Origin of the sequence: Marinicella gelatinilytica (genome assembly GCF_026410405.1) — a bacterium.
Taxonomy (GTDB): Bacteria; Pseudomonadota; Gammaproteobacteria; order Xanthomonadales; family Marinicellaceae; genus Marinicella; species Marinicella gelatinilytica.
On the sequence record NZ_JAPMLN010000008.1, the window covers coordinates 1 to 12154 of the forward strand.

14 protein-coding genes are annotated in these 12154 nt (G+C 40.5%); 5 read left to right on the forward strand and 9 right to left on the reverse strand.

The window, feature by feature from the left end; translation table 11 throughout:
- Positions 1-199: 199 nt before the first annotated feature.
- Positions 200-955 (forward strand): HEPN domain-containing protein, encoded by a 756-nt coding sequence (locus OS173_RS06510; RefSeq protein WP_267183466.1) that lies wholly within the window; start codon positions 200-202, stop codon positions 953-955.
- Positions 956-1010: 55 nt separating this feature from the next.
- Here OS173_RS06510 and OS173_RS06515 read toward each other — a convergent pair whose 3' ends face one another.
- Positions 1011-1181: a hypothetical protein gene (locus OS173_RS06515; protein WP_267183467.1), complete on the reverse strand. Its 171-nt coding sequence runs from the start codon at positions 1179-1181 to the stop codon at positions 1011-1013.
- Positions 1182-1190: 9 nt separating this feature from the next.
- Positions 1191-1430, reverse strand: coding sequence for a hypothetical protein (locus OS173_RS06520; protein WP_267183468.1), 240 nt, complete (start codon positions 1428-1430; stop codon positions 1191-1193).
- Positions 1431-1570: 140 nt separating this feature from the next.
- On the opposite strand from OS173_RS06520, the gene OS173_RS06525 reads away from it, so the two are divergent.
- The 4 genes from OS173_RS06525 (at position 1571) to OS173_RS06540 (ending at position 4223) form a co-directional block, all read left to right on the forward strand.
- Positions 1571-2212, forward strand: a complete 642-nt coding sequence (locus OS173_RS06525) for a hypothetical protein (RefSeq protein ID WP_267183469.1) — start codon at positions 1571-1573, stop codon at positions 2210-2212.
- Between the two features lie 144 nt (positions 2213-2356).
- The gene (locus tag OS173_RS06530; protein ID WP_267183470.1) at positions 2357-2809 is read left to right on the forward strand and encodes a hypothetical protein; all 453 of its coding nucleotides are present in this window, start codon (positions 2357-2359) and stop codon (positions 2807-2809) included.
- Between the two features lie 183 nt (positions 2810-2992).
- Complete coding sequence (locus OS173_RS06535; RefSeq protein WP_267183471.1) at positions 2993-3427, forward strand: hypothetical protein; 435 nt, start codon at positions 2993-2995, stop codon at positions 3425-3427.
- Between the two features lie 160 nt (positions 3428-3587).
- The gene (locus tag OS173_RS06540) at positions 3588-4223 is read left to right on the forward strand and encodes a DUF2799 domain-containing protein (protein WP_267183472.1); all 636 of its coding nucleotides are present in this window, start codon (positions 3588-3590) and stop codon (positions 4221-4223) included.
- Between the two features lie 22 nt (positions 4224-4245).
- Here the strand turns inward: OS173_RS06540 and OS173_RS06545 are convergent, their stop codons facing one another.
- The 7 genes from OS173_RS06545 to OS173_RS06575 all read right to left on the reverse strand — a co-directional run bounded on the left by OS173_RS06545 (position 4246) and on the right by OS173_RS06575 (position 11941).
- Complete coding sequence (locus OS173_RS06545) at positions 4246-5547, reverse strand: cation:proton antiporter domain-containing protein (RefSeq protein ID WP_267183473.1); 1302 nt, start codon at positions 5545-5547, stop codon at positions 4246-4248.
- A 289-nt stretch (positions 5548-5836) separates the two neighbouring features.
- A complete protein-coding gene (locus OS173_RS06550) occupies positions 5837-7135 on the reverse strand; it encodes a hypothetical protein (protein WP_267183474.1) in 1299 nt (432 codons plus the stop codon).
- A 227-nt stretch (positions 7136-7362) separates the two neighbouring features.
- Complete coding sequence (locus tag OS173_RS06555) at positions 7363-7995, reverse strand: CAP domain-containing protein (RefSeq protein ID WP_267183475.1); 633 nt, start codon at positions 7993-7995, stop codon at positions 7363-7365.
- Between the two features lie 44 nt (positions 7996-8039).
- The gene (locus OS173_RS06560) at positions 8040-8795 is read right to left on the reverse strand and encodes a hypothetical protein (RefSeq protein WP_267183476.1); all 756 of its coding nucleotides are present in this window, start codon (positions 8793-8795) and stop codon (positions 8040-8042) included.
- Entirely contained in the window at positions 8792-9388 is a 597-nt protein-coding gene (locus OS173_RS06565) for a sigma-70 family RNA polymerase sigma factor (protein ID WP_267183477.1), read from the reverse strand. The genes OS173_RS06560 and OS173_RS06565 overlap by 4 nt, the downstream gene beginning before the upstream one ends.
- Positions 9389-9427: 39 nt before the next feature.
- Entirely contained in the window at positions 9428-11107 is a 1680-nt protein-coding gene (locus OS173_RS06570; RefSeq protein WP_267183478.1) for a vWA domain-containing protein, read from the reverse strand.
- A 357-nt stretch (positions 11108-11464) separates the two neighbouring features.
- The gene (locus OS173_RS06575) at positions 11465-11941 is read right to left on the reverse strand and encodes a DUF695 domain-containing protein (protein WP_267183479.1); all 477 of its coding nucleotides are present in this window, start codon (positions 11939-11941) and stop codon (positions 11465-11467) included.
- Positions 11942-12154 lie beyond the last annotated feature (213 nt).

A 12154-nucleotide genomic window follows, 5' to 3' on the forward strand; every position in this document is an offset into this window, starting at 1 on the left:
AGCCGCTGCCTTCAACTTTGCTAAGTTGTTGAAGGCTTTTTATTGGGCCTTGAATAAATTCACTACAAATACCCGCCAATGTCTAATTTATTCACCAAGTTCATTGGTGCTGAAGTGAATTCTTCAGGTTCGACTATTTACCATTTTGGTTTATACTTATAAGCCATAAATATCATTATAAAAAATACGAGTATAAACATTGGGCCCATTAGAATTTGAAAATCCTGAAATTGATGGTTTTGCAATTAGAACTTTTAGAGATACGGCTGATTTGGATTATATAGCTGCGAGGCTTTGTTATCGTTCGGGATTAATTCCACAGTTTCACTGGCAATCATTACAGTGTATAGAAAAGTATTTCAAAACAATACTTTTACTTAATAGAATAAAATGTACTGAACGGACACATAGCTTAAAAAATTTATACGACTTATCAGTCCAATTACCTTTTGAATTATTTTTAAGCCCATCAAGTGATAAATTAATTGAACACCTTGATAAATTTGGCACAAACCGGTATTTTAATTACTCTTATTATGTAGATGGACCAAAACTGGTGTTGCTTGATAAATGCGTTTGGGAAATTCGACATTATTGTTATCAAATGAACTACAGTATTTTTTTAGATGGAGAATATCGCTCTCAATTAAACAATAATGTCAATTTAATAAGAACAAGTCATAATAATTTTAAAAATTCAAAAAAAATTCCAAATGTTAATGGGAAGCTTGAGGAAATTGTTGCTAATAAAGAGTACTTTTCTAGAAAAGCTTTGATATGGCAAAACGCCTTCTTTGGATTAAAAAACAGAAATGTTGTAAAGCAAAAAATACATTTTATAGCTGAAAACCCTCCTTTATCTCTTAACCCAGATTTACTTGAAGAAATTGAGAAATATATATTCTTACCTAAACATGTTTGCACAGCATATAGAAACATTAAAAAACCAAAATAGTGCTTATTTCAGTACTTTTCATCTCGTTCCCATGCTCCGGCGTGGGAATGCATAGCTACCAGTTCTGGTGGATTTCAATAAGACCGGATTGGCCGGCGTAGTTTCGGGCGCTGGAATAGCTCCAATGTTCGGCTTTGTCAACATAACCTCTTTTGACTGGGTTTTGATGAATATAGGCAATTTTTTGTTTTAATACAGTTTCCGTTTCAATTAATTGTGGGTGCATACCTTCTTGCTAAAATTGAAAATTTCGATCGGCTTTTTGTACTTTTATAGAATAACCACCCTTCCACGGTAAAATCGGAAGTTCGTTGTTTTTAGCTTTTTCTGAAATCAATGGATTGTTTTGGGCTAATAATCGACCTTGTTCCCAGCAGGTAATTAAGCCCATATCATGATCTTCCCACCTGTCTTGCCAAGTCGAGTTATTCCTTATTAGTGGATCGGTAATAGATTTTTTAATAACATTACTCATAACTCCAATATACAATATATTTATTTTAACTTCTATAAAGTTATTTATTTAAGATTTAGTTGTTTCACAGTCTCCGGAGCGTGGGAACGAGAATAAAGTGGCTATCCCAGATTCACATTATGATATCATCAGTTAAAACCATGAAATTAAATTATATTTTGCTAACAGTTGTCATGTTGCCTTCATGCGCTTTGGTTAATAGCAAGCACGAAAATCACATAGAAGGGATAGGTTCTCAACAAAAAGTATTTGTGATAAAAAGATCGTATATTGGACAGATAGCTGAAACCATTTTCGCTGATGTTAAAGAACTGGGTGAAGCAATGGACTCAGAATGTGCAAGTGACCCTAGGACAGAAGATGGTAGCTATATTTGGGTTTGTTTTCTAAAACCGAAACCTGTAGAAATTAAAGGTAAATTTCTAACAACACCACCAGATACGGGTGAGTGGATGCTTAATCTCAACTTTAAAGAAAATACATATCAATTAAGAAAATCATGGGTGCACAATGCGCAAAATCATGGAGGTGTCATTAAAAAAGTTTATATTGAGCGTATGGCGCAGTCAGTTTTGTCAGATTTAAGTGGCTCTATAAATCATACTAATACAAGCTGTGAGATTGATAAAAGTGTTGCAGATGGGCATTTTGTTTGGGTTTGTAATATACCCAATATATCTACATATGCGAACAGTGGAAATAAAAAATCAGTTTCAGGTTCTAACAATAGGATGTTAATTATTAATTTTAAAGAAAACACCTATGAACTTAATATGTTGTGACAACAAAACTGATGTTTCCTCGCTCTCAGTCTCTGCAGCTTGGAACGAGAATAATAAAAAAAAGAGTATAAAATGAGTGTCATACGTCTATTGGCCACGGGCATTAGAATTTTGGGTGCCTATTTTTTAATTAAATTTATAATCATGTCTTTGCAGTATTTTTATGCCTATTCATTTGTTGACGAATACGGTGCTGATGCCGGGCAACTTTTAAATTGGGTGACATTGACATGGGGTGTTATATACCTTGTTGTGATAATGATAATGCTTGTATTCCCGGTTACTTTAGCTCAGTGGTTTGTGCCGAGGAAAGTAAATGAAGATGATAGCGAAAATATCCATATTTCAAATCTAATCATATCTGCTTTTGTGATTATTGGGGTGGTGTTATTGGCCAGGTCAATTCCGGATATTTTTTATAATTGTGCGTGGATCTGGCATATTTATAGTGCAGAAATGAACACACATTTATTGTCTGAGTATGTTATTGATTTATTAACGACGTTTATTGAGTTTGGGATTGGTTTATACCTTACGATTGGAACAAGGGGCTTTCGGCGGATATTGTTTAAAATCCGCAGAGCGGGAATACAATAAAAGTCAGCACAATCTGTTGAGGCGTCATGCAATAATTAATATTTGATTGTGTGATTACTTGGCAACATCCTTGTTTGGATTTTCAGTCAATCATTTTATTGGCTGTGTCATTTTAGGGGCATAAACCATCGCTTGTTTGTCATTATTTGGCGTTACAATAGATTCTCTTTTTGGGGAAATGTTATGGTCTTTTTACCGTTAATTGTTTTGCTTGTTTTAATGGCTTTGTTTGTTCGTTGGGTGGTGGCTAAACGACCGGGGGATCGGTTTTATTATTGGGCTTGGGTGCTGGTCATGCTGAGTTCTTTTTTGCTGTTTTGGGTGAATGGGGCGGTGGGCATTATTGGGGACTCAAATAATGATGTCAATATGCTGTATAGCGCGTCACTTGGATTGGGTGTGATGGGTGCTTTATGGCAGCGGTTCCGACCTTTGCCAATGGTATATTTGATGTTGATTTTGGGCTTTTTACAGGTATTAATTGCGGTACTTGCCTGGCTGCTGGACTGGGGTGTCTCTGGACCTGTTTGGCCGTGGGATGTATGGTTTTTATCAATATTCTTTACTTTAATGTGGTTAATGGCTGCCTGGTTATTTTATAAGTCAGAATTTAAATAATAGTTCGTTTAGTGTGATTTTACTCTAGGGATGTCTGTGTTAAAGGTATTTTGATTGCTTTAATTTGTGACTGATTGCACCGTTTTTAGGTTAGCTGTTTGCTAATGTTAGCTTGAGCAGGGATAATGTTGATTTTAAATTTTATAAATAAAGGGCGGATATGTTGAGACAAGTTAAAGTGATGGTAATGGTTATGCTGCTGGCAGGGATTATGTCCGGCTGTGCAACTTTAAATGAAAACGAATGCTTGAGTGCGGATTGGTATCAGATTGGATTTAGTGATGGTGTCAAAGGTGAGCCGGAAACTTATTTGGAGAAGCACCGAAAAGCCTGTTCCAAGCATGGGGTTAGAACTGATTTGTCGGAATGGTTAACGGGGCGGGAAGCCGGATTACGTCGTTACTGTACCGCCGAAAAAGGTTATGAAGAAGGTTTGCTGAATAATAAATACCATGGTGTCTGCGCCGGTCGTGAGGGGCGTGAGTTTCAGCAAGCATACCAGCGGGGCAATGAGCTGTATCAGCAGCGTCAATTGGTGGCTCAAATTGAATCGGATATTAAAGGCATTGAGCAGAATATGGCGGACTTAGATCATGAGTGGGAAAATCTGCGGGCCGATTTATTGAATGATCGCTTAAGCAGTAATGAGCGTAGGCAGTTGGTTGACCGCTTGGATGTTGTTAAGCGAGACAATGAAAACATGGTTGGAGAGCGTCAGTTTTTAATTGAAAAATTAAACCAAGCCCTTGTTCAGTTGGATTATATGGAGCAAGAGCATCGCCGTAAAAGGTATTAAATGAGCAGCGATAAGTTCTCTGTTAGGATTTAAGTAAATTAATACGTCGTACAGGTTTCGTTAGTGTTAAATTTTTAAATAGCGTTGGAAGGTTGGGTCGTTGTACAAATATGCTGAACAGCACTAAGGCAATGGCCATGGCTTGATAGCTGTCTCTGGCCGGAACGTCTGCCGGTAACAGCCAAACGGCTAATAAGATAAGACTGCTGTGGGTGGTGCTTAGGAATAATAAATGGCGTGTTAAAAGACTCATTTGGCTGCCAGTTAACTGAGACATCAGAGGTAAGAAACCGTATAACCCGATACCACGGCTGATGATAAAAACGGCCACCGATAACAGCATAGCAAACCAATGATTTTTCAATAAATCAAAATCTAATTGATATATCACAATTCCGTAAATAACGATACTGGCAAAATAACGAAGGTTGCGTGATATGCCGCGCACATACAGTATTTCTCGTGGTGATAAAAATTGGCTGTGGGCTTTGTTCATAATAAGGACGCTGGTTAACATAGACATGATGCCGGAGACCCCGAAATAATGCTGACTGCTGAGATAGGATAACCAGCTAATGGTGATCAGTAGCAGAATATTAATTCGATAATTTTGAATATTAGTACTGATTAAGCCGCCAATAATACCCCAAACAAAGCCAAATACCACACCGCCCAACAAGGCCCATAGCCAATAAAGCCAATACCATGTAAGGTTTGGCCAAATAAACTCTTCGGCAGTATCCATTGCAGTTAAGGAAGCCACAGCCAAAAACAGTATTAAAGCCAGTACGCTGATAACGAGAGGTTCAATTTGTACCAGACCAAGATGTTGTCGTGCCTTTTCAGGATATATTTCATGCATGGATTTCACCATGGATAAAGTTTTACGAGGGGGTGAAAAATCTGTGATAAATAACAGCAAAGCCGTCGCTATTATGATGATTATAGGCGTCTCTAAATAATTGTTTAAACCCCAAAAAATAAATAAAGCAGCGAATCCAAAAGACAATACAAAGGTCGGTAGTAGTAACATCATTGGGCGCCAGCGTTGGTGACGTAAATGATGGAGATTAAAGCGATAGGCGGCATCAGCCAGAATAATCGGCAATAAAAGATATGTCGTTAGGTTATGAATTTGATCATAACTCAAAGTCGGAATTGAAATAAACAGACTCAAACCGTTGATAGCAATAAAACCGACAAGCACAAAGCAAGCTGCTAAGGAAAGTTGTAAGTTACGTTTCAGCCAGTTAGCCAGAGAAATGGCCACCAGTAGTATCACTAATAGAATACAAATGAAACCAATAGGATCTGAGTCATTCATGGTTTGACTCGGGTTGCTGAGTGTTGCTGAGATTTATTAGGTGTTGTTTTTGAAAGTGGCTGCGGCATAGCTTGAGATGTCGCGCTGAGTTGTCGCCAAGCAACTCTGGTATTACTAAAATATTCATGATCTTTCCCCTGCTTTTGACGAGTTATCGTCTGCCCTTGCTAATGATTATAGCAAAAAAGCCAGGTTGTCATCATATATTTTTGTTTGAGCTAATTAAGGACTTAGATGGGAGAGAAAAAGCGACCATCTTCAGGCTGTAATATGATCGCGCATTTCCTAATCAGAATACTGGGCAAGTTGGAGGTGGTGGTTCATCCCCTTCAAAGCCATTGGCAAAAATAAAATCTTCAAAACCATTTTTGAAAATCAAATCGGCTAAGGCGCCGCGTAAACTTTTAAGAGGATTAAAAGGCAAGCTACTGCCATCACCGTGAGGGAAGGGTGTTACCGGTGTAGCGATTAAATTAAAATCACCATAGCTGGTACCTGCTGTGACATCAATCCAAATACCGTTACTTTCATCGGCAAATAAGGCCACTAATTTATTTTGTTGAGAAAACATCAGGCTGGTGAGTCGGCCTGTCAGATTACCAACATCAGTAAATTCGCTGCAAGCAGCGGTCATGGTGTTCGGGTCGACATCTATCAAGACATCTTTGTCGCTGTAAGTTTGTGAGTCATAAGCATAAAAATGGTTATCGCCATAAGGACTGACAGCAAAATCGTGAATACCTTTATCCATAATGTTTGTTTGTGTCAGGCAAGTATCTACCGCCTGATTATAATTACCGTTATTTCTAAAGTTGTTGACCACACAAGTAGAAAAAATATTCGTTTGGTTTTGGAATTCTGTCATTACATCGGTGCATGCTTGGTCACTGCTTACATCCACATCTAGCCAGACAGTGGGTAGATTGCCGCCTGATGCGGTGGCTAAACTGGCATGGCTGACCTGGCCAATGACAATTTGTGGCATTTGGTATTCGACCTTGGCAGTGCCGGCAAGTAAAGAACCTGATGATTCATAATTGGTGCGGTAAGCCAGTAAAAAATAATCACCGGATTCATTAAAAGTGGCCGCTGAATGAACAATTGGTACCACTTGGTGAATATCGCCAGAAGTAGCGGTTTCTGATGGCGGCTGAATGAACCCGATGTTTTCATAGCCGCCATCATTACCAATGCGGAAAACGTCCACAGGATCCGCTTTCATAAAATCACCAAGCTTTTGTGGCATTGGAAAAGTAGGAGGCATTTCCAAATGGGTGCCTATACCGCGACTGTCGGTGGGCATCAAGCCATAGAGTAATTGATCCATCGGATTTAGACCCAGACCGTTAATCGGGTTCATTATGGCACCACAAGCCGATAAGTTGCCTAAATTATGTTTGTCCGTTAAGTTAGTGCACTGGCTGGCTAAGGCCATATTGCCTAGATTATCATTGGACACTGTATAGGCGCGGTTTAAATAATTCTGGAAAGATGTGCTGGTATTGGGTGAGCAATTAACCGGTGAGCCGGCCATGGCGAAATGGCTTAATGTCCATAAGACGGAGAATACATAAATTCGTTTTTTCATAAGGTTCTCTGGGGGATGGTCTCGTGAATCTACTTTACTGTAAAACGTGAATTCCGTCACATAAAAGCGGGTTTTAGTTGGGTATTTTGATAAAAACAATGAGTTTTCATATAAAGAATGTGACGTATTTCAAAAAAAGTTATAAAAATTGACACATTTTTAAAGGTTTTTTGTTTGATCATGATCCTAATTGAAGGTTGTATTGAGACAAGTTCAGTCCATTACATTTACTCAAAACCATGGCTAAATATAACGTCATCACAAAGCGACAACGGTGTAGAATTGTCGGTGGTGTCACTAAACCACAGATAATAATAAGACCCACGAATACCGACACCCATGGCGCGCCAGGTGGGGCTGCTCCAGATGCCCTGGTTTAAGATAACGTCATTATGGCCGGGACTATTTTTCCAACCATTCAGTGCAGCAGCCGGAGTCGGGTAGCCCCAAGCGGCATTTTCATAACCGTTACCGGTGTAGCTGCCAGCACTGATTTCGCGGGGTTTATCCCACATTTTCTGGGCTTGGGCGTGATCTTCGGTGTAACACATCCCAGACCAGAGATGGGGCATATCATTCGACCAACTGTGTAGGTTACAACTTGGGGTAAATAAGCTGCCACCATTAATAAGTGCATCCTCGGCATGCCATTGCCCCACAGTATTGAGAACATTTGAATAGGCAACAGCAGTTTTGCCATTATCAGTGCGGTATTGATTGACCAGATTTAGTAAGTTCCATTCATCGTTACTGAGACAAGTGCCGGGTGTCGCAGGCGTTTGTGCAAAAGACAGACTTGTGATCAAAACCAACAGAATGGTTACGATGTGTTTAAGCTGTGTTTTTATCTTCAAAGTCATGTTTTTATTGTAATGTCTCAGCATTGACAAAAATGTGAAGTTAGTCAATCTGAGGATAATTGCTTCAGCTTTAATTGCAGTGGGTCGAAGTTAATCTCAGGGTGGGTTTCTTTCAACTGTTGCAGTGTTTTTTGGCTTTTTTGCCATTGTTGATGGGCAATCTGCTGTTCTAAATCCTGCCACAAAGTTTGTTCAGTTTCGGTCAGTTTTTCTGGTTTTATGCGTTCGATTAAATCGGTTATCGATTTTGGTATCTGCTGCATTTGATTGTTAACCGGTAAGATTGCCGGCGCAGATTGCAGACTGTCTTCAGCCAAGGGTTCTTGTTCAGCTTTTAATTCTGAAAATTCTTGATGAGCTTCTTTTGTTGCTGCGCGACTTTTTGCTGCTGTGATCGGTGCTTCCAGACCGGCCATATCTGATTCCGATTCTTGACGTTTTATACGTGAGCCGGTGACGGTGATTTTGTCTTGTGCGTTCCTATCCTCTGCGGATGTGGCGGGTTTGGATTTGACATCTGGTTTGGGGCTGTGGTTAGAAACAGGTGCGCTGGGAATGGGTTCCGGTTGTAAAGATTCTTGTCGGACTTGTTGTAGTTCAGGTTGTTCCAGCATCAGCCACAGAATGGGTAGGGCGAATAAAACCGAAGCCGCCGCCAGCCACGGTCGTAAACGGCCCAATCGTGTCGATTGATGGGCTTGCTCCGCATGCGCTAAAATGGCGTCATCAATGGATTTTGGTGGTTGGGTTTTGTCACCTTTTTGATAAAGCTGATCGATGTGTGGGTCTTTGTGGTTCATAACAGCACCTGTAAGGTGTTTTTAAGTTTCTTCAGCGCATAACGGTAGCGGCTTTTGATGCGCTCTTTGGGTTGATGGGTGATTTCGGCGATTTGTTGCAAGGTTAAATCACCCTCGTGAAACAGCAGGAACACTTCCCGCTGATCCGGCGGTAATTCAGTGACCGCTTTATGCAGGGCTTTGGCATGACGCTTTTGTTGTAGAGCCTGTTCGGGTAACTGGTAATGCCCTGTTGTTTCATGATGATGTTCCGATATCGATTCATCAAACGCCTGTTCATAGCGTTTACCCTGTTTACGGTAATAATCAATCAATAAGCGTCGGGCGATGGTGTAGGCCCAGGTGGTAAATGTCTGCTTGGCATTAAAGTTGTCTTTATGTTGGATAATCCGAAACCACAGGTCCTGAAACAGTTCATCCGCTTGCGTCTCGTTATTAATTGATTTTAAGACAAAGCGATACAGCGGGCCTTTGTGGCGTTCATAAAGAACGGCAAAGGCCCGCTGGGCGTGATGTGTGTTATTGGCGTACATAACCATCAATTGTTCATCACTTTGTTGGCTGATTGTTTTCCCATGAACACGCTTAAGCATGGTGTTATTGTAAAACGAAACCAACGTGGCGCGAATACTTTATTGTTTCGACAGAGATTGCGCCAAAGACACCAGCTGCACAAACTCACCACGATAACCGAAGGCATCGTGGCCTTTGTTTTGATTGGCCAATGATCGAATGGCGTCGTAATCAAAATCTTTGAGATACGTGCCACCGCGTAATTGTTGACCAAAGGCGGCCACCGCGGCAGAAAATCCAAAAGCATCACTGACCTTGTTTAAATCTTTCATCTGATTTTTCTCAATCGGCCAGGTCAATAGCTGGCTGGTATCACTGTCGGGTTTTTTATAGCGGATTTTCAAAAAAGCCAGCTCTTTGCCATGTTGTTTTGAATTATCGGCATTCTGGTAACGTGATTCAGGTAACCAGCCTTTATTGCCGGTCAAAACAATTTCATAAATGGCGGTGACTGTATGACCGGCACCAATGTCGCCCGCATCAACCTTGTCATTGTCAAAATCTTCTTCATTTAACTGCCGGTTTTCATATCCGATTAAACGGTATTCGGACACGGTATTGGGATTAAATTCAATTTGAATTTTAACGTCTTTGGCAATGGTGAATAAAGTACCGTTCATTTGTTCCACCAGCACTTTATTGGCTTCTTTAATGGTGTCAATGTAAGCGTAATTACCATTGCCGACATCGGCCAGTTGTTCCATCAGATGGTCGTTGTAATTGCCGGTACCAAAACCCAGGGTGGTTAAAGACACACCTTGTTCACGTTTTTTCTCCACCAGTTCTTTGAGTGCTTCAAAGTTGGTTGTGCCGACATTAAAGTCACCATCGGTGGCAATTAATATTCGGTTAATACCGTCTTTAATAAAGCTCTGTTCCGCCAGTTGATAGGCCAGATGAATACCGGCTGAGCCATGGGTGGAACCACCGGCGGACAGTTGATCTAATGCCGCCGCAATTTTGGCCTGGTTATTACCCGGTGTTGGTTCTAACACAGTTCCCGCAGCACCGGCATACACGGCGATTGATACGCGATCATCGGCATTCAGTTGCCTGGATAACAGTTTTAAAGCCGACTTTAAAAGACCGATTTTATCGGGACTGTTCATGGAACCGGAGACATCCAATAAAAACACCAGATTGGCAGCGGGACGGTTTTTAACCGGGACTTCATAACCTTTTAAACCGATGTGCAATAAATGCGCGTCTTTATTCCACGGTGAAGGTGCGAGTTCGATGTGCGAAGCAAAGGGTGTATTTAGATTATCCGGTGCATCATAATCATAACTGAAATAGTTAATCAGCTCTTCGGTGCGAATGGCATCTTTGCGTGGCAATTGCCCGCTGTTTAAAAACCGACGCATATTGGCATAACTGCCGGTATCGACATCGATGGAAAAAGTAGACACCGGCTGCTTCAACACCGATTGCACACTCATATCATCAAACTGCTTGTAATTCTCTCGATCTTGCGACGGTATTTGCAGCGGTGAGGGCATCGGCATACCAATGCTATCGGCGGCCAAATTTGATGTTCGACTTATGCGAGATCCGGTGACGGTAATTTCACCTTGTTCGTAAAGACTGACCTGCGCTTCCTGTTCCTTTTTCTCAACCACAACCGGTTGACCGGTATCGACTTCCGGTGCGATCGGTTTGTTTTTTTCAGAAGGTTCAGGCTGTTGCCCGGCACAGGCAGTGAGTAAAGCAAAAAATAAAATAAATAAAAGGTGTTTCATAGCGATTCTCGTTTGTTAAGTACCCCTATATACGTTCGAGAATCTCAACGGGGTTAATTAAATTATCTATTTTTTCGTTAGAGATTCTCCAAAGTGATGAAAACCACTATCCGCGTCGTCCTCGTGCTTGACACGGGGACCCAGTATGCGAAGCATACAAAAGCGTAGCTTTTAATCGTGATTATTGAACGACATACAGAAATTCACCTGTACATCATTATTGAAGATGGGTCCCCGGGTCGGTGCCCGAGGACGACGCGATTGGCTTCTATTTACTTGAATGGTGATGCTTCGGACTATAATTTTCACAGATGAAACGTCTGTTTCGGGCAAGGCGCTAAATATCCATTCAGGCCGTTAATGAACTTTATCTTGATTATTGTTTTCTAATTGGTCGAAGTGCCATTGCGCTTTTTCCCAATTCAAATCTTGGCTCATATGCCAATTAAATTGGCGCGGATATTGATTGTACTTATTTATGTTTTTGAGGTGTTGATCGGCTATTTCAGGGTCATAGACTCGCCAGATTAAGCTTCTCGTACCATTCCACGTTTCTCTAATAAGGAAAAGCGCATTACCTCCCGCCTTAATATCCTTTTCTAATTTATCTCCAAATGGGTCAACAATCTCTCTTTCTTCTATTGAAGGCATACCATTTTCGATCAATTCCTCAAAATAAATTACTACAGTTAAGTGCCAACTAAAAATATATTGATGCTCAAAGTCTTTTAAAGAGGAATTAAGTACACCAACACCGGGTAAGCCATCCTCATGCCAATTAATTAGCGTATAAATTTCTTCTGGAAGCTCAATTTTAACCTCTTTTTCTTTCAATTTTTTTCTTTCCCTTTGCGTTTTTTAAACATATTAGATCAAGACTTTAAGCTTAGAATTTATTATAAATTTATTTAAGACAATTTTGATTATTATTTTAATTTTGTTGCAAAACAATCATTATCTTGTATTTGAATGAAAGGTAGTATTTTTACAGTGTTGCTGGACAAGGCAGGGCATCAACATTAGAGCGCCTTAGGTCAGCCCAGCAGC